The organism is Thiorhodovibrio litoralis (genome assembly GCF_033954455.1).
GTDB classification, from domain to species: Bacteria; Pseudomonadota; Gammaproteobacteria; order Chromatiales; family Chromatiaceae; genus Thiorhodovibrio; species Thiorhodovibrio litoralis.
On sequence record NZ_CP121473.1, the window covers coordinates 3,634,700 to 3,658,076 of the forward strand.

Below are 23,377 nucleotides of genomic sequence, written 5' to 3' on the forward strand. Positions count from 1 at the left end.
TACAAGCCATCTGAAATACTGCCTGTTCTCTGCCGGAAATCCGTCCCCGCCGGAACTCGTCTCGGCAAGGGAGATGCGGCCCCATGCAGATTAAGAGGAACCGAGACGGTTAAACCCCGGCACAATGGCAGGCAGATTCAGCGAACAAAGGCTGCGGTGCAGATCCCAAGCAGGGATGCGGGGAAAATGCCGAAAAAGAGCACCGCGAGGCCATTGACGGAGATGGCGATTCTGGCATCGCCGGCGAGCTGAAGGGGCGTGCTGTCTTCGGCAGGCTTGTCGAAGTAGATGAACTTCACCACGCGCAGGTAGTAGAAGGCGCCGATGATGGAGAAGACCACGGCGACCACCGCGAGCCAGGTGAGCCCGATGCTGACCACGGCATCAAGTACCAGCAGCTTGGCGAAGAAGCCCACCGCCGGCGGCACACCGGCCATGGAGAACATCATCAGCGCCAGCATGGCGGCGAGCCAGGCGTCGCGGTCATTCAACCCTTTCAGGTCATCGAGGTTCTCGATCTCGACCCCGTTGACTGAGATCATCGCCAGCACGCCGAAGGCGCCGGCAGCCATCAAGGCATAGACCACGGTGTAGAACATGGCCGCAGCATAGCCCTCCTGAGTGCCGGCGAGCAGCCCGAGGAAGATGAAACCGACATGGGAGATGGTGGAGTACGCCAACATGCGCTTGATGTTGGTCTGGGCGATGGCGACGATATTCCCCAAGCCCATCGAAAGGATGGAGAGGATGATCAGTATCTCGCCCCAATCCGACTGCAAGGCACCAAGACTGTCGATCAGAATGCGGCTGGCCATGGCGAAGGCGGCGATCTTGGGCGCGCTCGACAGGAATAGCACAATGGGCATGGGTGCGCCCTGGTAGACGTCGGGCAGCCACATGTGAAAAGGCACAGCGCCGAACTTGAAAGCCACGCCGATGAGCACGAACACCAGGCCAAAGACCAGGATTTTGTTATCCATGCCCTGACTCGCGACTGCCTCGGCCACCTGCGCGAAGTTGAAGCTGCCGGTTGCGCCGTAAAGCATGGAGATTCCATAGAGCAGCATACCTGAGCCCAGGGCGCCAAGGACGAAGTATTTCATCGCCGCCTCGGCACCCGGCTTGGAGTCCCGATCCATGGCCACCAGCGGATACAGGCACAGCGCCAGCAGCTCGAGCCCGAGGTAGAGCGTCAGGAAGCTGTGAGCTGAGACCATGATCAGCATGCCCAGGGCGGCAAAGAGCACGAGAACATGGTATTCGCCCACCCAAAGTCCGCGCTCACGCATGTAATCGCGCGAATAGACGAAGGTCAAAATGGTCAGAATCAGGATGACGCCTTTTAGCAGGTCGCCGAAAGGATCGCGGATGAAGCTGTCGCTGAAGGCGAAGGTCACATCATTCCCGCCGAGCATTCCGACGCAACCGAGGGTGGCGGCCAGGCCAAGGATGGCCAGATTATGGTTCCAACCGCGCTGCTCCTCATTGATGTAAAGATCGACGATCAGCACCGTGCAGGCCGTCGACAGTAGAATCAGCTCGGGCAGAATGGTCGCGAGAAAGGCGGGTTCGAACGGCATAATCGAAAATCCGTTGGGACGGCGGTAACGGGCGAAGCGTCAGTCAGCCCGATGTTGATTGGTTTGGGCTTGATCGGCCAGGGCAGGATCGGCACCCGGCAGCTTGCTGACCTGAATCTGGGTCACCAGCTTCTCGATGGTCGGCTCCATCACGTCGATCAGCGGCTTGGGCCAGATGCCGAGCGCCAGCACGACAACCGCCAGCGCGCCGAGGTTGAAGGTCTCGCGCCGGTTGAGGTCTTTGAGCTCGGCGACGCGTTCGTTACCGACCTCGCCAAAGATCACTCGCTTGACCATCCACAAAGTAAAGGCGGCCGCCAGAATCAGCGTGGTCGCGGCCAGGAATGCGTACCAGAAATCGGCGCGGAAGGCGGCCAGGATGACCATCAGCTCGCCGACAAAGCCGGAGGTCCCGGGCAAACCGGCATTGGCCATCGCGAAAAACACCATGAAACCGCCAAACCAGGGCATGACGTTGATCACGCCACCATAGTCGCCAATCTCGCGGCTATGCAAGCGGTCATAGAGCACGCCCACGCAGAGGAAGAGCGCCCCCGAGATGAAGCCATGGGAGATCATCTGCACCATGCCGCCCTCGATGCCCATCACGGCGCCACTGGCGACCTCCGGCTGGCGGAAAATGGCAAACACCAGGAAAAACCCGAGCGTAACGAAGCCCATGTGCGCGATGGACGAGTAAGCGATGAGCTTTTTCATGTCTTTCTGCACCAGGGCAACAAAGCCGATATAGACAATCGCGATCAGAGACAGCGCGATAATGAACCCATCGAGCGCGGCGCTGGCATCCGGCGTGATCGGCAAACTGAAGCGCAGGAAGCCATAGCCGCCAATCTTCAGCATGATCGCGGCCAGGATCACCGAGCCACCGGTCGGCGCCTCGACATGCGCGTCCGGCAGCCAGGTATGCACCGGAAACATCGGCACCTTGACCGCAAACGCCAGCAGGAAGGCGATGAAGATCAGAACCTGGGCGGTCATGCCAAGCGGCAGCGTGTGGTAGTCGAGAATGCTGAAGCTGCCGGACTGGAAGTACATGTAGATCAGCGCCACCAGCATGAACACTGACCCAAAGAAGGTGTAGAGAAAGAACTTAATGGTGGCGTAAACCCGGTTTGGCCCGCCCCAGATGCCGATCACGATGAACATCGGGATCAGCATGGCCTCCCAGAAGACGTAGAACAGAATGGCATCTAGCGCCGAGAACACCCCGACCATAATGCCCTCCATAATCAGGAAGGCAGCCATGTAAAGCGACGGCTTGTAGGTAATCACATCCCAGCCAGCGACCACCACGAAAATGGTGATGAAGGTGGTAAGGATGATCAGCGGCATCGAAATGCCATCGACGCCCAGCGAGTAGAAAACGTCAAAAGCCGGCACCCAAGGCACATGCTCGACGAACTGCATGCTGGTGTCGGCCGAATTGAACCCAAACCACAGCGGCAGGCTGACCAGGAAGGTCGCAACCGACACGCCCAGGGCCAGCTTCTTACTCGACTCGGGCGCCTTGTCGCCACTGACGATGACGCCAATGCCACCCAGAATGGGCAGCCAGATCGTCAAGCTCAGCCAGGGAAAATCAGTCATCGTCCTTCATTCTCCAATTTCGCGATCGCCGCGGCGCCGCGAGCCAATTCTTGCAAGTGTCAGAAGGCAACATAAGCGGTCAGCATGCCCACCAGGCCGATAATCATGGCGATGGCGTAATGGTAAAGCATGCCGGATTGCAGCCAGCGCATCTGCCCTGCCAGTCGACCGACCAAGCCCGCCGAGCCATTGACCACGGCGCCGTCGATCAGGGCTCGATCGCCGGTATTCCATAGCAGACGACCAATATTGAGCCCACCGCCAGCGAAGACCCGCTGGTTGAAGTCATCGAAGCCGTATTTATTCTCAAGCAGCCGGGTCAGCGGCCCACCGGCGCGGAGCAGCAGTAGATCGAGGTTCGGCAGCAGTTTGACACCGAACCACCAGAGCAAGGTCGCAAGCCCAAGACCGGTCATGGCCAGCTTAAAGGGCCAGCCGTGCATCCCGTGCTCGATAAAGGCCATCTGCCCATGCCAGTGCTCGGCCAGCGCATGCAGGCTATCATGCTCGTGCGCCACATGGATGGCATCGCCCAGCCAGTTGCTGACCAGCAGCGGCTCGACCGCCAGCCAGCCGATGAACATAGACGGCACCGCCAGCGCGATCAGCGGCCCGGTCACCACCCAGGGCGTCTCGTGCAGGTGTGAGCGGGTATGCTCATCCATGCGCGGCTTGCCATGGAACACCAGGTAATACATGCGGAAGCTGTAAAGCGCGGTAACCAAGGCACCACAGGTGAGCAGCACCCAGGCGACATTGGCGCCGAAAACATGGGAATGGCCTACCGCCTCGATGATCGCATCCTTGGAGAAAAAGCCTGAAAAACCGGGGAAGGCGATCAACGCCAGCGAGCCGATCAGCGCCGTTAGCCAGGTGATGGGCATCTTTTTCCACAGGCCACCCATGTTGCGGATGTCCTGGTCATGGTGCATGGCGATGATCACCGAGCCCGCGGCCAGGAACAGCAGCGCCTTGAAGAATGCGTGCGTCATGAGATGGAAAATGCCGGCGGCATAGGCCGAAGCTCCGAGCGCGGCCACCATGTAGCCAAGCTGCGACAGAGTCGAATACGCCACCACGCGCTTAATGTCGTTCTGCACTAGGCCAATCAGCCCCATAAAGAAGGCCGTCACCGCCCCAACCAAGAGCACAAAGGACAGCGCCGTGGTGGAGAGCTCATAGAGCGGCGACATGCGCGCCACCATGAAGATACCTGCGGTAACCATGGTCGCGGCATGGATGAGCGCGGAGATGGGAGTCGGGCCTTCCATTGAGTCCGGCAGCCACACATGCAGCGGCACCTGCGCCGATTTGCCCATGGCGCCGATGAACAGCAGGATGCAGATCAGAGTCATCAGCGACACACCGCCGAAGAGCGCGACCTCAATGTCCGCAAGCTCCGGGGCCTGGGCGAAGACCTCGGTGTAATTCATGGAACCGAAGTACATGCCGATGGCGGCGATGCCGAGCAAAAACCCGAAGTCCCCCACCCGGTTGACCAGAAAGGCCTTGAGGTTGGCATAAACGGCCGACTCGCGCGTAGCCCAGAAGCCGATCAGCAGATAGGACACCAGGCCGACCGCCTCCCAGCCGAAAAACAGCTGGATGAAGTTATTCGACATGACCAGCATCAGCATCGAGAAGGTAAAGAGCGAGATGTAGCTGAAGAAGCGCTGGTAGCTGTTCTTGCCGGCGAGCGAGCCATCGGGCCAGTTGTGCTCGTCATCGGCCATGTAGCCGATGGTATAGACATGCACCATGAGCGACACGAAGGTCACCGTGGCCATCATCAGCGAGGTCAGGCGGTCGACCAGAAAGCCGATCTCGAAGCGAATGCCATCGGCGATCATCCAGGTGTAGACCGTGTCGTTAAAAGCGGCCAGATCGCCCCAGATAAAGCCGGCCAGCACCCCCAGCGACAGAGCACAAGAGATTCCGACACCGATGATGGTGGCCCGGTGTGCCCCGACACGACCGATGCGCGCGCCGAAAAAGCCCGCGATGATGGCACCCGCGAGCGGGGCGAGAACAATGAGCAGATAGACCAGTGCCATGCGTCAGCCTTTGAGCAGATCGAGATCGTCGACGTTAATGGTCTGGCGCCCGCGGAAGAGCACGACCAGGATAGCCAGGCCGATGGCGGCCTCGGCCGCCGCCACCGTCAGGATGAAAAAGACGAACACCTGCCCCGCCGTATCACCAAGGAAATGCGAGAAGGCGACGAAGTTGATGTTCACCGCCAAGAGCATCAGCTCGATGCACATCAGCAGGATGATGACATTCTTGCGATTGATAAAAATACCGGCCACGGCAATCGCGAACATCAGGCCGGCGAGCAGCAGGTAATCGGATAACGCGATCATCACTCTTCTCCCTTGTCGCTCGAGCCTTTGTTCGCGTTCTGTTGCGGGCTCTGACTGGAATCCGCCTGCGGTACCGGCTCAGACGCCATCTTGACGATGCGAATCCGGTCCGGCCCCTTGCGCACGCGCACCTGCGCCGAGGGGTCGAGATACTTGGTCTCGGGCCGCCGCCGCAGCGTCAGGCGAATGGCCGCGACAATGGCCACCAGCAGAATCACCGCCGCGATCTCAAACTGATACAGGTAGGTTGTGTAGAGCTCGAGGCCCAGCTCAGCGGTGTTGTTGTAGCCGATTGCCTTAGCCGCCGGCTTGGCGAATTCATCCAGCCCGAAATTCCCCGGCCCCAGCACCAGAATCATGTTGAACACCATCAGGCCGACAACCACCAGCCCGAGCGGCAAATAGCGGATGAACTGCGCGCGCATGGCGGCGATATCGACGTCCAGCATCATCACCACGAACAAGAACAGCACCATGACCGCGCCGACATAGACCAGCACCAGAACGATGCCGAGGAATTCCGCCTCGATCAGCAGCCACAGCGCCGCGGTTGCCACGAAGGTGAGCACCAGATACAGCGCGGCATGCACCGGATTGCGTCGCGTGACGACCATCCCTGCACTGAACAGGGTTATCGCTGCGAAAACAAAGAAAAAAAACTTCTCAAAGCCCATGAATTCTCTATCCGGTCGTTGAGTGCAGCCGAAAGCTTGCCAGCGCCGTCCCTAAGGGTCCAACGCAGCCCCTAGCGATAGGGCGCGTCCGCCGCCCGTGCTGCGGCAATACGCTGCTCGTATTGATCTCCAATCGCGAGCAACTTCTCTTTGGTCATGATGTTATCGCCGCGATTCTCGAAGTGATATTCATAGATATCCGTCTCGACGATGGAATCGACCGGACAGGACTCCTCGCAAAAACCGCAGTAAATGCATTTGAACAAATCGATGTCATAGCGGGTTGTGCGCCGCGAGCCATCCGCGCGCGGCTCGGCCTCGATGGTGATGGCCAATGCCGGGCACACCGCCTCGCACAGTTTGCAGGCAATGCAACGCTCCTCACCGTTCGGGTAGCGGCGCAGCGCATGCAGACCACGAAAGCGCGGCGAAATCGGCGCCTTCTCCTCCGGGTACTGTATGGTGAACTTGCGCTTGAACAGATAGCCGCCGGTCAGTCGCAGGCCTTTTAGCACCTCGACCAGCATCAGGCTGTTCAGGTATTCGCGCGCACGTTGCAGCATGTCGGTTCTCGAGATCTCGTTCAGTCAGTGCTGTTGCAGGTTTAAGTTTGGTGCAGGTTTAAGTTTGGTGCAGGTTTGAATTCAGCTCTCAGGTCGCGGACCACCAGGGCGGAACCTCCAGCACCACGCCAAGTGCCACCACCAGAATCCAGACGATGGTAATCGGAATGAACACCTTCCACCCCAGGCGCATGATCTGGTCGTATCTGTAGCGCGGCAGGGTCGCGCGCAGCCACAGGAAGACGAACATAAAGAAAAACGTCTTGAGCACCAGCCAGATAGTGCCAGGAATCCAGGCAAACAGGGGCTCCAGCACCGGGATGCCCTGGAAGGGCGACAGCCAACCGCCGAAGAACAAGAGTGCGGTCAGCATCGCGATCAGCACCATGTTGGCATATTCAGCGAGGAAAAAGACCGCGAATCCCATACCGGAATACTCGACATGGAAACCGGCGACGATCTCCGACTCGCCCTCGGCGACGTCGAAGGGCGCCCGGTTGGTCTCGGCCACGCCGGAGATGTAATAGACGCCGAACAGCGGCAGCAGCGGCAGCCAGAACCAGGTCAGGAGATTGCCGCTTTGGGACTCGACGATGGCGCTCAGATTCAAACTACCGGCGGCAACCAGCACCCCAACCAGCGCAAAGCCCATGGCGATTTCATAGGCGACGATCTGCGCGGCCGCGCGCAGCGCGCCCAAGAACGCGTACTTGGAGTTGGACGCCCAGCCGGCGATGATCACTCCATAGACCCCGAGCGAGGTCAACGCCAGCACGTAGAGCAAGCCGGCGTTGATATCCGCCAGCACCAGCCCGGCATCGAAGGGCACCACGGCCCAGGCAGCGAGTGCCGGCACGATGGCAATCAGCGGCGCGGCCAGGAACAGTACCTTGTTGGCTTGCGTCGGTACGATGATCTCCTTCACCATCAACTTGAGCGCATCGGCGATGGGCTGCAACAAGCCGCGCCAGCCAACCCGGTTGGGCCCGATGCGCACCTGGATGTAACCAATCACCTTGCGCTCGGCGTAGGTGTACCAGGCCACGACCACCAACAACGGGACCAGAATCGCCAGCGTTGCCGTCAGGCTCCGAAGCAGCAGCGGCAATTGCGACCAGAGTTCTGTCATTCGGGCTGTCCTCGTGCCTTGTTCAGCATGGCTTGCTCATAGTGATTGGCTCATAGTGATTGGCTCATAGTGATTGGCTCATAGTGATTGGCTCATAGTGATTGGCTCATAGTGATTGGCTCATCATAATGGGGCCAAATTGACGGGCTCAGACTCTCGGCTCACAGTCAAAGGCTCAGACTCGCGAACTCAGACTTAGGCGCACAAAACTCAAGAGTTCAGACTCACGGGTCCAATCTGGGCGCCCAGAGTTTCGCTGCCCGGCACCGCGGCTGGAATACGCGCGCAGCCGGGCGGAACGGCATCCGTCACGCTGACCTTGGCCGTGGCCGTTGCATCTCCCTGGCGGATGGTGACCTTGTCGCCGTCCGCGAGCCCGAGTTTCTCGACCTGCTCAGGATGCAAACCCACGCTCAAGGACTCCGCCAGCGGCGTGTGTTGCAACGCCGGGGCATGACGGACGATCGAATCGCTCGCATAAATGGGCACCGAGCCAACACGCATCAGCGTCTGCCCGATTTTCGGAACATCAAGACCGGCGCGCTGAGCGCGGGCGGCGTTATCGAAGCCAGCGTCCTTGCACAAGGTCTCGAGCTCGTTGGAAATCTCGCGCGCGCTGTTATAGCCAAAGCCATCCAACTCCAACAGATTACCCAGCACCCGCAGCACCTTCCAGCCCGGCCGCGCATCTCCCGGAGGTGCCACTGCACCTTGAAAGCGTTGCCAGAGCCCGCCTGCGTTGATGAAGGTGCCGGCAGTCTCGGTGAAAGCCCCGATCGGCAGCAAGAGGTTTGCGTATTGCTCGAGCGCCGGCGTAAGAAAGGGCGAACAGGCGATGACCAGCTGCGCTGACGACAGCGCCTGTCGCGCCAAGGCCAGATCGATCAGGTCAACTGAAGGGTCCAGATCCCAGAGCACATAAGCCTGGCGCGGGGTCACGAGCATCTCGCGGGCATTCAGACCGGACTCAGCCAGTGCCATGCCGCCCGGGCCGACATGCGGCAGCGCCCCGGCGAGCGCGGACGCTGTGGCGTTCGCTGCAGGCAAATAGCCGAGCTTGGCGCCACAGCCGCTCGTGATCGTCTCGGCAAGCGCCTTGATCAGGGCGTAATCGGGGTCGGCCGCGGCGAGTGCACCGAGCAGAAGGACGGCGCCGCTCAGATGCGCGTTCGCATCGGATGTCGAACTGGCAGAGGAATGCGCGGCGCGCAATTGCTCGGCGAGTTCCCGATGCCGGTCCTCCGGCTCGGCCATGCCGATCACTTCCTGCACCGCGCTGGCGCCGCGCAGATCGAGCGCCTTGGCCAGCGCCGCCAGTTCCACCAGCAGACAGCCGGGCGGAGCAACGAACTGCCGACTCGGATGGGTCAGTTCCTGGTGGTAGTAATTGAACGCCGCCACGCGCGCGCCCTTGAGTGCGGCCTTGCGGATGCGATGCGCCAGCAATGGCTGCTCGGCGCGGATATCGCTGCCAATCAAGACAATGGTTTGCTGCTGTTCAAGTTCGGCAATTGCCAGCCCGAGCCATGGCCGCAGCGGGTCAGAGGCATCGCCGCGAAAATCCTGCTGACGCAGACGACTATCGATGTGGCCGCTGCCAAGCCCGCGCAGCAGCTTTTGCAGCAGATGCTGTTCCTCGAGCGTGGCCTGTGGCGAAACCAGACAGCCGATGCTATCGGCGTCGATCGCGCGCAGTCCATCGACGGCCAGCTTGAGCGCCGACTCCCAATCGATCTCATGCCAGCTGCCGTCGCGCTTGACCAGTGGACGTTCGAGCCGGGCGTCGCTGTTCAGCCCCTGATAGCCAAAGCGATCACGGTCGGAAATCCAGGTCTCGTTGACGGCCTCGTTGGCGCGCGGATGCACTCGCATCACCTTCTGACCACGCACATGCAGGTGCAAATTGGCGCCGACTGAATCATGTGGCGAAATGCTGTCGCGATCCGTCAGTTCCCAGGCGCGCGCGGTGAACCGATAGGGCTTGGAGGTCAGCGCGCCGACGGGACAGAGGTCGATAATGTTGCCCGAGAGTTCATGGCTGACCGTATGCGCCACAAAGGTGCCGATACGCATATCTTCGCCGCGCCCGGTGGCACCAAGCTCGCGCACACCCGCAATTTCGGCGCCGAAGCGCACGCATCTGGTGCAATGAATACAGCGCGTCATTTCGGTCGCGATCAGCGGGCCGAGGTCTTCGTCCTGCACCACGCGCTTGCGCTCGCTGAAGCGCGAGACGTCCTCACCATAGCCCATGGACACGTCTTGCAACTCGCACTCCCCGCCCTGATCGCAGATCGGGCAGTCGAGCGGATGGTTGATCAGCAGGAACTCCATGGTGCCGCGCTGCGCCTCGAGCGCCTTGTGTGAGCGTGTCAGCACCTTCATGCCATCGCCCACCGGCGTTGCGCAAGCCGGCACCGGCTTGGGGAAAGCCCGTCCGCCCTGCTCCGCCTCGACCAGGCACATGCGGCAGTTGGCCGCGATGGACAGCTTGGGGTGATAGCAAAAACGCGGGATGGCGATGCCCTCGCGGTCGGCGACCGCGATGATCATCTCGCCCGGCGTCGCCTCACAGGAGCGACCATCGATTTCCAGTGTGATCTTCTCGGACATCGCGCCCTTGCTATCTCGCTCGCTGGTCAGTTAATTCGTTCGCCAGTTGGGTCTGCGACCCGGGTTCGCTGGCCCAATTTGCCAGTTCAAGTCGCTGGCCCAATTCGCTGGCCGGTCTTGTTGGCCGAATCGCCCTTTCCTGCTCGCCCGCGCGCATGAGCCTATGTGCGCGCGGGCAAGACTTTGACGGCCAGCTTGCCGCCTCAGGCCGCCTCGACCATCGGTGTGCCATGGTCGATCAGATGCTCGAACTCATGGCGATAATGTTTCAGAAAGCTTTGTACCGGCATGGCGGCTGCATCGCCTAGCGCACAAATGGTGCGCCCGCCGATGCGGCCCGCCACGCTGTCGAGCAGCGCCAGATCCTGCATGCGTCCCTGCCCGTGCAGGATGCGATCGAGCACCCGCGCCAGCCAGCCGGTTCCTTCCCGGCAGGGCGTGCATTGACCGCAGGACTCATGGGCATAAAAGTGCGCCAGATTGGCCAGCACCTTGACCATGCAGGTTCCCTTGGCGATGACAATCACCGCGCCCGAGCCCAGCATGGAGCCGGCCTTGGCGATGGAGTCATAGTCCAGGTCGACGCCCATCATGATATGACCGGGCACCACGGGAACAGAGGAGCCACCGGGGATCACCGCTTTTAGCTCGCGCCCGTCTTTCACGCCACCGGCCAGCGCTAGCAGTTCGCTGAAAGGCGTGCCCAGCGGCACCTCGAAGTTCCCCGGCTTTTCGACATGCCCGGAAACCGAAAACAGTTTGGGTCCGCCATTGTTCGGACGCCCCTGCTCGAGAAACCACTTCCCACCCTTCTCGAGGATGACCGGCACCGAGGCCAATGACTCGGTGTTGTTAATCGTGGTCGGCCGCCCAAACAAGCCGGCCTGGGCCGGGAACGGCGGTTTGTAGCGCGGCTGGCCCTTCTTGCCCTCAATCGACTCGAGCAGCGCAGTCTCCTCGCCGCAGATGTAGGCCCCGGCGCCGAGATGGCTGTAGAGATCGAAATCCACGCCCGAGTCGAGCACATTCTTGCCGAGCAGCCCGGCGGCATAGGCTTCTTCGAGTGCTCCCTCGAAGCGCGCGATGGGCTCGTAGAATTCGCCGCGAGTATAGTTGTAGCCAACGGTTGCGCCGATGCAATAGCCGGCGATGGCCATGCCCTCGATCAGCTGATGCGGGTTGTAGCGCAAAATATCACGGTCCTTGCAGGTACCGGGCTCGCCCTCGTCGGAATTGCACACGATGTATTTCTGCCCGGGCGCCTGGCGCGGCATGAAGCTCCACTTGAGTCCGGTCGGAAAGCCCGCCCCGCCGCGCCCGCGCAGGGCCGAAAGCTTCAACTCCTCGATCAGGTCGTGCGCACTGATTTTTTCGCGCAGAATCCGTTCCCACTGCTGATAGCCGCCCAGCGCGCGGTATTCCTCCAAGCGGTAGCGCCGCTCGGCCGGCAGGTGCATGGTGCGGAAGCAGACAGTGTTCTGGTTTTCAACCATGTTTTACAACCTTCACCGGATCGATACGTCGTGGTCGCTGCTTTAGGGTTCGCTGCTTTGTTTTGGCTGTTCCAGCGATGCCCTAGTCGAGGCCATCGATCAGTTTCTCAAGCGTCGAGGGCGTCAGGCACTCGTGGTAGACCTTGTCGACCAGCACGGCGGGCGCATCCTTGCATGCCCCAAGGCACTCGAATTCTTTCAGGGTGAACTTGCCATCCTCGCTGGTCTGCCCGGGTGCGACGCCAAAACGCTCGCGGACATGTTCAATCAGCTCTTCGCTGCCGTTGAGCATGCAGGAGATGCTGTTGCACACACAGACCTTATGACGTCCGACCGGCTCGAGATCGTACATGCCATAGAAACTGGCCACCTCGTAGACCGCCACCTCGGGCATGTCGAGGTAGGCCGCCACGTCGTCCATCAGCTCGCGCGTCAGCGAGCCGCCGTTGGCATCCTGCACCAGGGTCAGCGCCGGCATGACCGCAGATTGTTTCCATTCCGGCGGATACTTGGCGACCTCCCGATCGATCGCGGCGCGAATGTCGTCGGTGAACAGACTGGATTTGTCGCGCTCATGCATGACCGCCAGCGGAGCATTGCGAAAGCCCATTAGCGGTCGACCTCCCCGAAGACGATATCCATGGTACCGATGATGGCCACCACGTCGGCCAGCATGTGGCCCCGGGACATTTCATCCAACGCCGACAAATGGACGAAGCCGGGCGCGCGCACCTTCAGCCGATAGGGCTTGTTGGCGCCGTCGGCGATGATGTAACAACCGAACTCCCCCTTGGGCGCCTCGACCGCGGCATAGACCTCACCCGGCGGCGGACAGTAGCCCTCGGTGAAGAGCTTGAAGTGGTGAATCAGGGCTTCCATGTCGTCTTTCATGTCGACACGCGCGGGTGGGGTCACCTTGTGATTTTCCACCATCACTGGGCCGGGATTGGCGCGCAGCCAGTCGATGCACTGCTTGATGATGCGATTGGACTGACGCATCTCCTCCACCCGCACCAGATAGCGGTCGTAGCAGTCGCCATTGACGCCGACCGGGATGTCGAAATCCATCTTGTCGTAGGCCGCATAGGGCTGCTTCTTGCGCAAGTCCCACTCAACCCCGGAGCCGCGCAGCATCGGACCGGTGAAGCCCAGCGCCTGCGCACGCTCGCCGTCCACCACGCCGATACCGACGGTGCGCTGCTTCCAGATGCGGTTGTCGGTCAACAGCGTTTCATACTCATCGACCAGCCCTGGGAAGCGCGTTGTGAAATCTTCGATGAAGTCCAGCAGCGAGCCCTCGCGCGCCTTGTTCAGGCTGTGAAAATCGCGCTTGCTGTGCCACTTGGTGCTTTCTTCAGAGAACCGCGGCATCTTGCCGGGCAGATCCCGATAAAGACCACCGGGGCGGTAATAGGTCGCGTGCAGGCGCGCGCCCGAGACTGCCTCGTAGCAGTCCATCAGGTCCTCACGCTCGCGGAAGCAGTACAGAAACACACTCATGGCGCCGACATCAAGCGCATGGGCGCCAAGCCACATCAGATGATTGAGTATCCGCGTGATCTCATCGAACATGGTGCGGATGTACTGTGCCCGCTCCGGCGCCTGAATGCCGAGCAGCTTTTCGATGGCGCGCACATAGCCATGCTCGTTGCACATCATGGACACATAATCGAGGCGGTCCATGTAGCCGATGCTTTGATTGAAAGGCTTGGTCTCGGCCAGTTTTTCAGTGCCACGGTGCAGCAGGCCGATGTGCGGATCAGCCCGCTCGATCACCTCACCCGACATTTCGAGCACTAGGCGCAGCACGCCATGCGCGGCCGGATGCTGGGGGCCGAAATTCAGCGTGTAATTGCGAATCTCAGGCATTGCCGCCTCCGTTACTGCCCGGGCCCTCAGCAAGGTAGCGGCTGTCATCGCGGATCACGCGCGGCACGAGCACGCGCGGATCGATCTTGACCGGCTCATAGACCACGCGCTGCTGTTCTGGATCGTAGCGCATCTCCACCTGGCCGCTGAGCGGGAAATCCTTGCGGAACGGATGACCGACGAAGCCGTAGTCGGTCAGAATCCGGCGCAGATCCGGGTGGCCCTTGAACAGGATGCCGAACAGATCGAACGCCTCGCGTTCGAACCAGTCCGCCACCGGCCAGACTGGCACCACGGAGTCAACCATCGGCTGTGCTCCGGGCGCGAACACTCGCAGCCGCAATCGACGGTTGTGCGTTAGCGACAGCAGGTGGTAGACCACGGCGAAACGCTGGGGGGAATCCAGTTCCAAGTCGGGCTCGCGGTCGACGCCGCGACCGAAGCCGTCCGCCGATGCCAGCTCGGTGTCCCACTCCGAGCGACCGAAGGCGGCGTAATCCACCCCGCACAGATCAATGATCTGCGCGAAAGCAAACTCGGGGCGATCGCGCAATTCGCCACACACCGCCAGCAGATCGGCGGCAGTGACCACCATGGTCACTTCGCCCGATGCAATCAGCACCTCGACAGCGCGCGAGGCGAAAACCTCAGTCAGCGACGCGGCGAGCGCGTCGAGTCGCGCATCACCAGTGCTTGTGCCGGTATGTGTAGAGGGTGCGGTAACAGCAGGCTGATTCACGGCAAATTCAGGACTGATCAACGAGCGATGGTATTGGTGCGACGGATTTTGTTCTGCAGTTGCAGCACACCGTAGAGCAACGCCTCCGCGGTCGGCGGACACCCAGGCACATAGATGTCGACCGGCACGATGCGGTCGCAGCCGCGCACCACAGAATAGGAATAATGGTAGTAACCGCCACCGTTGGCGCAGGAGCCCATGGAGATGACCCAGCGCGGCTCCGCCATCTGGTCATAGACCTTGCGAAGCGCAGGCGCCATCTTGTTCACCAGGGTGCCGGCGACGATCATCACATCCGACTGCCGCGGGCTGGGACGGAAAATCACGCCGTAGCGGTCCAGGTCATAGCGCGCGGCACCAGCGTGCATCATCTCCACCGCGCAGCAGGCGAGCCCGAATGTCATGGGCCACAAGGAACCTGTACGCGCCCAATTGATGAGCTGATCCGCCGTGGTGGTGACGAAGCCTTCTTCGAGGAGGCCTTCTATGCTCATGCCATGCTCCCGTCGTTCAACATCCGGCTCATTCCCATTCGAGCGCGCCCTTCTTCCACTCGTAAATGAAGCCGACCACCAGAATGCCCAGGAAGATCGCCATGGCGACAAAGCCAGTCATTCCGAGCTGATCAAGCACCACTGCCCAGGGAAACAGGAAGGCAATCTCCAGATCGAAAACGATGAAGAGAATGGCGACCAGGTAGTAACGCACGTCGAACTTAATGCGCGCGCTTTCGAACGCATCGAAGCCGCACTCGTAGGGAGAATCCTTTTCAGCATCCGGCTTACGCGGGCCAAGAATACCGCCCAACAGCAACGGACCCACACCGATTGCAAGCGCAACCGCGATAAAGACCAGAATGTGCAGATAGCCCTCGAGCATGCGAGTGCTTCCCTCCCCGGCGCGACAGCGGGCACCGTCACGACTGAGCCGATCCGAAACCCGGACCGCCGATCAGCCGCCAGCGCTCAGACGCTGAGATGATCGAATAAAGAACAGCCTGGCTGTTCCTCCTGTGATGCACCCGGCAGATGGGCCGCCATTCGGCGTCGCGCCACCTAACTACCCGGTGCTCTCTGGCAGTGATGTGCCAGGATATGGTGCCGACGGCCGGACTCGAACCGGCACGGCTTGCGCCACTGCCCCCTCAAGACAGCGTGTCTACCAATTCCACCACGTCGGCGTAACAGTTATTGTTCTTTAGTCTCCGAGCCGGTCGCCCCGGATTGACTCTCCGAGCCGCCATCTTCCCCAGTTGTCCCATCGCCGGCATCCGCGCTCGCCGGCATATCGCCACCCCCAACATCGCCCATGCTCACAGGCGGCATGTCACCGGCGCCATCGGAGGATTCCGACTCGCCGTTGATCGCGTCAGTCGGCGGGCCCGCGGGTGGTAGATCGTCGATTGCATTTTGCCCCGCGTGCTGCTCGCCCGCATCGCTGCCGGCACCGCCATCGGGCTCGGCGACAAAGGGCAGTGCGGAATCGCTCGCAGGCGCATCGGCCGCAGGCAACGAGGCGTCCATCAGTCCAGCGGGCTCCCCAACCTGAGTCGCGTAGTAGGCCAGCGCGATACTAGTCAGGAAGAAGGCCGTGGCGAGAATGGCCGTCGAGCGCGACAGGAAATTGCCCGACCCTTGCGCGCCGAACACGGTCGCAGAAGCACCGCTGCCAAATGCCGCACCGGCATCCGCACCCTTGCCATGCTGGATCAGGACCAGCGCGATCAGCCCGATCGCCAGCAACAGATGAATAATGGTCAGAATCGTTTGCATGAAATACTCACGGCCTTGTGCTTATGAAAGGCGTTATCCTTCTGAAAGATTTTATCCTTCTGAAAGATTTGATCCTTCAGGCGTTCGCCTCAGCGGCCGCGCAGATGGCAAGGAAATCGCTCGCCTTCAGTGCCGCGCCACCAATCAAGCCACCGTCGATGTCGGCCTGACCGATCAGCTCCATCGCGTTGCCAGGCTTCATGCTGCCGCCGTAGAGAATGCGCACCGCATCCGCCTGTGCCTGGCTCTTGGCCGCGATCCGCTGGCGCAGAAAGGCGTGAACCTCTTGGGCCTGCTCCGGGGTGGCTGTCACGCCGGTGCCGATCGCCCAGACCGGCTCATAGGCGATCACACCACGACCGATGGCATCGGCGCCAGCGCCTTCGAGTACGGCGTCGAGATGGCGCGCCACGACCTCTTCGGTCTTGCCATGCTCGCGCTCTTCCAACGACTCACCCACGCACAGGATGGGGGTGAGCCCGACAGCGAGCGCCTGAGCGTACTTCTTGGCAATGACGGCGTCGCTCTCGGCATTGAACATGCGCCGCTCCGAGTGGCCGATGATCGCGTAGGTGCAGCCGAAGTCCTTGAGCATGCGCGCGGAAACCTGCCCGGTGAAGGCGCCATCGGTCTCGTTGGAGACGTCTTGCGAGCCCCAGCGGATGGCTGATCCGGTAAGCAGCTCCTCGGAAATGTGCAGATAAGGAAATGGCGGGCAGACGGCAATTTCCGCCTTCTGGATATTACTGGCTCCGGCCTTGATGCCGTTAACCAAATCAGCAGCGTCTGCCTTGCTGCCGTTCATTTTCCAATTACCCGCGACCAGTGGCTGGCGCATGTTCAACCCCTCCAAAAAAGAGCCGTGCATGTTAGCGATATCGCGCGAGCCGCGCAACCCGGCGCGACACCTGCACCACGATAAAGCCGTAGCGCGCCCGCCGAGCCCAGCCAACGCCCAGATCAATCACAAGCTGATTCAATCATTTGAGCAAGATTACCAATGTTTTGCCACAATTGAGATAATCGTTTGCCAAACGCGCCGCCGCCCAGGAAGTCCGCTCCAATGACCTCGTCATCGAATGCATCCGCTGACCAATCCGCCACGCAGCCCGCCTCCCGGTCTGCCGCCCATTCTGACAGCCAGTCCGCCGGCCAGACTCGGATCACCCTGCGACGCAAAGAAGCCGGCAACCAGGTGCTGGCGCGCGTCATCCCTGGCCAGCAGCCGCTGACCATGGACCAGAGTTGGCTCACGGCCGAGCTTCACCGTGCGCAACTCAGGGGAGCGGTCATCGGCAAAAGCGGCATTATGCAATTGCAGCGGATGCTCGCAAGCGGCGAAGGCGGCGAGATCGAGATCGGCGAATACCATGATGCCACGGTCGGGCTACAACTGAGCGACGACCACCTGGTCGCCAAACTGATTCTGAAAACCGCGCGCGGCGGACAGCCCGCATCCATCGAGCACGTAAAGGAAGTGGTTGAGCACGCTAAAATCGCCGACAATCTTCTCGACCACAAAGCCATCGAGCGGTTGCTCGCCGCGGAGGCCAGCGCCACACCCGGCGCCACGCTGCAAATCGTCATCGCCCGCGGCAAGCCGGCCGTCGACGGCAAGGACAGTCAGTTCGAACCCATCGTCCAGGTCAGTCAAAGACGCCCGGCCGAGCGCGCCGACGGATCATTGGACTATCGCGACCTCGGCGCCATTCCCACCGTCAAGCCCGGCGATATGCTGATGCGTCGCCTTCCACCAACCAAAGGAGTCGATGGCATCAACCTCCAGGGAGAGCCCATCAAAGCCAGGGAGGGCCGCCAACTGCAGTTCAAGCGCCACAAAGGTGTGGCGGTCTCCGAGACCGACCCCGACGTGCTTGTCGCCACCATCAGTGGCCAACCCGTACTGGAGCAGGCGGGCGCATCGGTCGACCCCATCCTCAACGTCAATGAGGTCGACATGCGCTCAGGCCACATCGATTATGACGGTACCCTGGTCGTCAAAGGCAGCGTCAGCCAAGGCATGCGCATTAAGGTCTCAGGCGATGTTCTGATCATGGGCATGATCGAATGCGCCGATGTGGAGGTGGGCGGTAACCTGGACGTCAAAATGGGCATCACCGGACCGAACGACGACGCGCGCGACGAAGGGTTGCGCATGCGCGTTCACTGCGGCGGCAACCTGAGCGCCGGGCACATCGAGAAGGCCGAGCTCGACGTCAAGGGCGACATCACCGTCAAAAGCCAAATCACCCACAGTCAGGTCAGTTGCGACAATCAGGTTATCGTCGGCTCAAGCAACCAGCCACGCAGCGGCATCGTCGGTGGCCATGTGCGCGCCACCAAGCTGATTCGCGCCCAGACCCTAGGCGCGCATGCCGGCATCACCACTGAGGCGACGATTCAGTGCTCGGAAGATGTTATAAACAACCTGCATGATCACAACGACAACGTGGCCTGCAAACAAGCCGATCTCGGGCGCCTGCTCAAGATGATGGTAGATCTGTCCAAATCCAGAGCACCCGACAACGAAGGGCGCCTGAAAAAGATCAACACCACCTGCAACACCTTAAAGGCCGAGCTCAGCACCCTAACCGTCGAACGCGATCAGCTCCAAGCGAGCGTCGATGCCATCGCCGAGAGCTTCATCGAAGTCCCCGGCACTGTCTATCCGCGCGTGATCATCGCCATCGGCAACAAAACCCAGGAAATCACCCAAGCCGCGCAAGCAATCAGCTTCCAACGCATCGAAGATCGGCTGATTCAGCGACCGCTGCAACAGGACGCCAAGAAAAAATAGCCAAAGACGCCGCATCCGCGCCGGCAGAGCACAAAGAATGCCCCAAACGGCGGCGATCTAACGCGGGCAATCTCTGCTCCTGCTCAGGCGGTTGCCTTGAGCGGATGGACTTCCGCAGTACTGGCGTCGGCGGTATTCGCAGCGGCACTAGCACTTTCTTCCCCCCCGTCTTCATTCGCCGATGCTTGAGTGCCCGTCGAGCGCCGGGTGCTTGGCTCCGCTTCCTTGCCCTTGAGGATGCGCTCGACCGCGCGCGCATTGCGTGCGAGGTGAATGGTCAGCTCCTCGAGGTCTTCGTCGGGCAAATTGGGCACCACCTGCTCGTCGCGCAGCCACTGTGAAAGGCGGTCGGCGACTTCCAGCGCCTTGTCATAGGCATCGGCTTCTTTCTTATCAGCGGTCCGCAAGCGTTCAACCCCCTGGTTATCCTTGACGATGTATTCGATTTCAATCACGTTCGATACTCCCGGTCGATGCTGTTTGGGTGTCGGTTGGCGTCAGCGCTTGGAGATCGGCACATAGTCGCGTACCTGGGGACCGTGATAAATCTGCCGCGGCCGGCCGATGCGCATGCTCGGCTCGCTCATCATCTCGGCCCAGTGCGAGACCCAGCCGACGGTGCGCGCCAGTGCGAACATCACGGTAAACATGTTGCGCGGAATCCCCAAGGCCTGGTAAATAATACCCGAGTAGAAATCCACGTTTGGGTAGAGCTTGCGCTCAACAAAGTATTCATCCTCAAGCGCAATGCGCTCCAGCTCGAGCGCAAGATCGAACAGCGGATTTTTCACGTCCGCCAGTTCCTCAAGCACCTGATGGCACACCTCGCGAATGATCTTGGCGCGCGGATCGTAGTTCTTATAGACCCGATGTCCGAAGCCCATGAGCCGGAAGGGATCGTCCTTGTCCTTGGCCTTCTCGATGAATTTGGCTACGTTCTCCACGCTGCCGATCTCGGCGAGCATGTCCAGCACCGCCTCGTTCGCGCCGCCATGAGCCGGTCCCCACAGAGAGGCGACACCGGCGGCAATACAGGCAAAGGGATTGGCCCCCGAGCTGCCGGCTAGCCGCACGGTCGAGGTGCTCGCGTTTTGCTCGTGATCGGCATGCAGGATAAACAGCAGGTTGAGCGCCTTCTCGGCGATCAACCGGGGCTCGTAATCCGCGCAGGGTGTCGCAAACATCATGTAGAGAAAGTTCGCGCAATAGCGCAGATCATTGCGCGGATACATTATGGGCTCGCCAACATTGTGCTTGTAGGTCGCCGCTGCGATGGACGGGATCTTCGCAATCAGCCGATGCGCGGAAATCTCGCGATAGCGCGGATCATGCACATCGATAGAGTCATGATAAAAGGCCGACAGTGAGCCAACCACCCCGCAAAGCACCGCCATGGGGTGGGCGTCGTAGCGGAAGCCGTCGAGAAAGCTCTTGAGGTTTTCATTCAGCATAGTGTGCTGCATGATCACCCCTTCGAATTGATCAAGCTCCTGCTCGCTGGGCAAGTCGCCGTAAAACAGCAGGTAGGCAACCTCAAGAAAACTCGCCTTGGTTGCCAGTTGCTCGATCGGATAGCCGCGATACAGCAGCACGCCCTCCTCGCCGTCGATGAAGGTTATGGCGCTGTGGCAACTTGCGGTTGCCATAAATCCAGGGTCGTAAGTAAAAAAACCGGCGTCGCGATAGAGCGAGGAGATATCTACTGCGGGCGGCCCGAGTGTGCCCTGCTTGAGCGGATACTCGTGGCTGGTGCCATCGATATTATTGGTGACGGTAATGGTCTCGTTGGTCATGACTGACTCCTGGGGGCGGTCTGCTCGTGTGCGAAAAACGGGAGGACACAAGAAGGAGACGACGCTGAGGGCGCGGGACCACAGGCGCAGCACCGCACAATATCGGGGCGCGCTGAGAGGATAGGGCAAGCAAGCAGCACGCACCAGAGCTGGAACGCTCAAGAGCAATGCTAAGCGATAAACGCAATGCTAGGCGATAAACGTATTAGTCAAATGCCGCGTTGGTCAAACGCGATGAGCCTGCGCTCAAGCGAAAACGGCCCCACTTAGAGCGATAACCTCTGGTGCAGCCTCAAAGCGCAATCTAAGCTTAGGATGCTCCAGGGGTCGCTCGCCAGGGGCTGCTCGCAAGAACGCAAACTCCGAACGCCGCCTCAGCGACCGTATTTCCGCCGGAACTTATCGACCCGACCTGCGGTATCAAGGATCTTTTGCTTGCCGGTGTAGAACGGATGACACGCCGAGCAAACCTCGACATGCAATTCCTTGCCGAGAGTCGAGCGCGTGGCAAACTCGTTCCCACAACTGCAGACAACCTTAATGTCTTGATATTCTGGATGGATTCCCGCCTTCATGGAGCACCTTAGCTAGAGAGACAATAAAAGACCACCGGCCGGCTCATGTGCCGGAAAACCGGTAAGTATAACGGGCCTGCAGCCTGAAGAGAATAGCAAAATTTTTCCCACGGACAACCTGTTCAACAAGCGCGCAAAAAAAATGTCATCAAGCAGGCCTCTTCGCGACACCACAACAACCGGCGAGGCCGATGCAGAAAACTGCCACCAGGCCCTGCATCAAGGTGCATGATTCAACCCAATCCAACCGCAAGCCGCATCCGTAAATCACCATGCCTGAAGCAGACAGCCACGCCATCGCACGGGTGATCGATGAGATCACCAGCACCATAACGACGGAGTTCACCAACGAGCCACTTAGCGTCCAAGGCGAGTTGCCTGCGGCGCTCGACGGGGTCTATTTCCGCAACGGTCCCGGGCGCTTCGAGCGCGGCGGGCGCCGCTACGGGCATCCGTTCGACGGCGATGGTCATATCACCCGCCTGGACATCGGGCCAAACGGGGTTCGCTACAGCAACAGGTTTGTGCACACGCAGGAGTTTTTAGCCGAGGAACACAGCGGGCGCATGCGCTACCGGGCGTTCGGCACCAATCGGCCTGGCGGTCTGCTGGGTAACTTCATGCGCATGCGGTTCAAGAACGCGGCCAACACCAGCGTGCGCTGGCACGCAGGGCGCCTGCTCGCGCTTTGGGAAGGCGGCCCGCCCCACCGGCTCAACCCGCGCACGCTCGAGACCCTGGGCATCGAGACCTTCGACGGCGGGCTGCGTAACCCTCATCCACCACCATGGTCGTGGCTGAGCCCTCACCTGCCCTTCTCGGCGCATCTGCGCATTGACCCCGCCACCGGCGCCATGGTGAATTTCGGCGTGGTCGCCGGCTCGCCCAACCGACTGCTGATCTACCATGTCAATGGCGACGGGCGGTTGGCCATAGCCCGCGACCTCGCGTTGCCGCGCTTTAGCTTCATTCACGACTTTGCCGTCACCCAGAAATGGTATGCATTCTTGCTGCCGCGGGCGGATTTTCGCCTGGCGGGCGCCATGCTCGGGTTCACGACACCTGTTGGCTCGCTGCGCATCGACCATCGCCAGCCGATGCAGGCGCTCCTAATCCCGCGCAACCAGAGCACCAGCCAACCGCTACTCATTGATGTCGACCGCGGCGGCTTTGTGTTTCACGTCGCCCAGGCATTCGACCGCGATGACGGCGCCCTGGTGCTAGATGTAATCCGTTTTGCCAAGTATCCGGATTTCACCCGCTTCGACGCCCTGTTTGAAAAAAACGATTCGGACATCATGCCACGCATCGAGCGCATGACCATCGACCCCGCTCGCTCGCGCGCCGAGACCAGTCCTTGGAGCGAACATGCTTTCGAAATGCCGGTCGCTGCCCCAGCTCCGTTCGGGGCACCCAGGCGCTTTCTCTACGGCATTGGCGCGCCGCCGCAACGCCAGGTCCCCTTCCTGACTGCCATTCAGCGTCTGGACACCGAAACGGGCGAGTTACGCGTGCGTGACTTCAACCTCGATGTGCCAAGCGAGCCGATGTGGGTAGCGAACAAAGCCGGCGGCGAAGGCTGGCTGCTGACGCTCGTCGATCGCGCCGGCCAAGCGCACACCGAGTTACTGGTGCTGCGCGCAGAGGATCTGAGCACAGTGGCCACGGCACGGCTGCCGCATCGGCTCCCAATCGGTTTTCATGGCTGCTGGGTGCCGCGCGCTGAGAGCTGATCCGTCGTCCTATTCCCAATGGCGAACAGACAATTGCACCGGCGCTGCTCGAGTGCTCCTCAAGCAGCCTCACCGC

The 23,377-nt window shown here is 60.8% G+C and carries 20 protein-coding genes, 1 tRNA gene and 1 pseudogene; 2 read left to right on the forward strand and 20 right to left on the reverse strand.

Translation table 11 applies throughout. The annotated features are described in order from the left end of the window. Positions 1-137 precede the first annotated feature (137 nt). The 17 genes and pseudogenes from nuoN to tpiA all read right to left on the reverse strand — a co-directional run bounded on the left by nuoN (position 138) and on the right by tpiA (position 17,241). On the reverse strand, positions 138-1,580 hold the full coding sequence (nuoN, locus tag Thiosp_RS16335) for an NADH-quinone oxidoreductase subunit NuoN (protein WP_201068145.1): 1,443 nt from the start codon (positions 1,578-1,580) through the stop codon (positions 138-140). 39 nt (positions 1,581-1,619) lie between these two features. Beyond that, positions 1,620-3,188, reverse strand: coding sequence for an NADH-quinone oxidoreductase subunit M (locus Thiosp_RS16340; protein ID WP_201068146.1), 1,569 nt, complete (start codon positions 3,186-3,188; stop codon positions 1,620-1,622). A gap of 59 nt (positions 3,189-3,247) precedes the next feature. Next, on the reverse strand, positions 3,248-5,242 hold the full coding sequence (nuoL, locus tag Thiosp_RS16345; protein WP_201068147.1) for an NADH-quinone oxidoreductase subunit L: 1,995 nt from the start codon (positions 5,240-5,242) through the stop codon (positions 3,248-3,250). A gap of 3 nt (positions 5,243-5,245) precedes the next feature. Beyond that, on the reverse strand, positions 5,246-5,551 hold the full coding sequence (gene nuoK / locus Thiosp_RS16350; RefSeq protein WP_009146999.1) for an NADH-quinone oxidoreductase subunit NuoK: 306 nt from the start codon (positions 5,549-5,551) through the stop codon (positions 5,246-5,248). Then, positions 5,551-6,225: an NADH-quinone oxidoreductase subunit J gene (locus tag Thiosp_RS16355; protein WP_201068148.1), complete on the reverse strand. Its 675-nt coding sequence runs from the start codon at positions 6,223-6,225 to the stop codon at positions 5,551-5,553. The genes nuoK and Thiosp_RS16355 overlap by 1 nt, the downstream gene beginning before the upstream one ends. Before the next feature lie 71 nt (positions 6,226-6,296). Further along, on the reverse strand, positions 6,297-6,788 hold the full coding sequence (nuoI, locus tag Thiosp_RS16360) for an NADH-quinone oxidoreductase subunit NuoI (RefSeq protein WP_201068149.1): 492 nt from the start codon (positions 6,786-6,788) through the stop codon (positions 6,297-6,299). A gap of 88 nt (positions 6,789-6,876) precedes the next feature. Then, a complete protein-coding gene (gene nuoH, locus Thiosp_RS16365; protein WP_201068150.1) occupies positions 6,877-7,917 on the reverse strand; it encodes an NADH-quinone oxidoreductase subunit NuoH in 1,041 nt (346 codons plus the stop codon). Between the two features lie 210 nt (positions 7,918-8,127). Continuing rightward, positions 8,128-10,530 (reverse strand): NADH-quinone oxidoreductase subunit NuoG, encoded by a 2,403-nt coding sequence (gene nuoG / locus Thiosp_RS16370; protein WP_201068151.1) that lies wholly within the window; start codon positions 10,528-10,530, stop codon positions 8,128-8,130. A gap of 203 nt (positions 10,531-10,733) precedes the next feature. Beyond that, on the reverse strand, positions 10,734-12,023 hold the full coding sequence (nuoF, locus tag Thiosp_RS16375) for an NADH-quinone oxidoreductase subunit NuoF (RefSeq protein WP_201068152.1): 1,290 nt from the start codon (positions 12,021-12,023) through the stop codon (positions 10,734-10,736). 82 nt (positions 12,024-12,105) lie between these two features. Beyond that, positions 12,106-12,633: an NADH-quinone oxidoreductase subunit NuoE family protein gene (locus Thiosp_RS16380; protein ID WP_201068153.1), complete on the reverse strand. Its 528-nt coding sequence runs from the start codon at positions 12,631-12,633 to the stop codon at positions 12,106-12,108. Next, positions 12,633-13,892 (reverse strand): NADH-quinone oxidoreductase subunit D, encoded by a 1,260-nt coding sequence (locus Thiosp_RS16385; RefSeq protein WP_201068154.1) that lies wholly within the window; start codon positions 13,890-13,892, stop codon positions 12,633-12,635. Before Thiosp_RS16385 ends, Thiosp_RS16380 begins: the two co-directional genes overlap by 1 nt. Beyond that, positions 13,885-14,631: an NADH-quinone oxidoreductase subunit C gene (locus tag Thiosp_RS16390; RefSeq protein WP_201068155.1), complete on the reverse strand. Its 747-nt coding sequence runs from the start codon at positions 14,629-14,631 to the stop codon at positions 13,885-13,887. The genes Thiosp_RS16385 and Thiosp_RS16390 overlap by 8 nt, the downstream gene beginning before the upstream one ends. Before the next feature lie 17 nt (positions 14,632-14,648). Further along, positions 14,649-15,125 carry a NuoB/complex I 20 kDa subunit family protein gene (locus tag Thiosp_RS16395; RefSeq protein ID WP_201068156.1) on the reverse strand — a complete coding sequence of 159 codons (477 nt, stop codon included), beginning with the start codon at positions 15,123-15,125 and terminating at the stop codon, positions 14,649-14,651. A 28-nt stretch (positions 15,126-15,153) separates the two neighbouring features. Continuing rightward, positions 15,154-15,510: an NADH-quinone oxidoreductase subunit A gene (ndhC, locus tag Thiosp_RS16400; RefSeq protein WP_201068157.1), complete on the reverse strand. Its 357-nt coding sequence runs from the start codon at positions 15,508-15,510 to the stop codon at positions 15,154-15,156. A 216-nt stretch (positions 15,511-15,726) separates the two neighbouring features. After that, positions 15,727-15,811, reverse strand: a tRNA-Leu gene (locus Thiosp_RS16405). Positions 15,812-16,180: 369 nt separating this feature from the next. Next, positions 16,181-16,403, reverse strand: a pseudogene (gene secG / locus Thiosp_RS16410) (preprotein translocase subunit SecG); the annotation flags it as partial. Positions 16,404-16,479: 76 nt separating this feature from the next. Then, positions 16,480-17,241, reverse strand: a complete 762-nt coding sequence (gene tpiA, locus Thiosp_RS16415) for a triose-phosphate isomerase (protein WP_201068159.1) — start codon at positions 17,239-17,241, stop codon at positions 16,480-16,482. 225 nt (positions 17,242-17,466) lie between these two features. Here tpiA and Thiosp_RS16420 point away from each other — a divergent pair, with 225 nt between their 5' ends. Further along, positions 17,467-19,200: a DUF342 domain-containing protein gene (locus Thiosp_RS16420; protein WP_201068160.1), complete on the forward strand. Its 1,734-nt coding sequence runs from the start codon at positions 17,467-17,469 to the stop codon at positions 19,198-19,200. A gap of 83 nt (positions 19,201-19,283) precedes the next feature. Here Thiosp_RS16420 and Thiosp_RS16425 read toward each other — a convergent pair whose 3' ends face one another. The 3 genes from Thiosp_RS16425 to rpmE form a co-directional block, all read right to left on the reverse strand. Continuing rightward, positions 19,284-19,655 carry a YebG family protein gene (locus Thiosp_RS16425; protein WP_201068161.1) on the reverse strand — a complete coding sequence of 124 codons (372 nt, stop codon included), beginning with the start codon at positions 19,653-19,655 and terminating at the stop codon, positions 19,284-19,286. 42 nt (positions 19,656-19,697) lie between these two features. Further along, entirely contained in the window at positions 19,698-20,993 is a 1,296-nt protein-coding gene (locus Thiosp_RS16430) for a citrate synthase (RefSeq protein ID WP_201068162.1), read from the reverse strand. Positions 20,994-21,367: 374 nt separating this feature from the next. Then, positions 21,368-21,568 (reverse strand): 50S ribosomal protein L31, encoded by a 201-nt coding sequence (gene rpmE, locus Thiosp_RS16435; RefSeq protein WP_201068163.1) that lies wholly within the window; start codon positions 21,566-21,568, stop codon positions 21,368-21,370. A gap of 272 nt (positions 21,569-21,840) precedes the next feature. Here rpmE and Thiosp_RS16440 point away from each other — a divergent pair, with 272 nt between their 5' ends. Next, on the forward strand, positions 21,841-23,301 hold the full coding sequence (locus Thiosp_RS16440; protein ID WP_201068164.1) for a carotenoid oxygenase family protein: 1,461 nt from the start codon (positions 21,841-21,843) through the stop codon (positions 23,299-23,301). Positions 23,302-23,377: the final 76 nt, after the last annotated feature.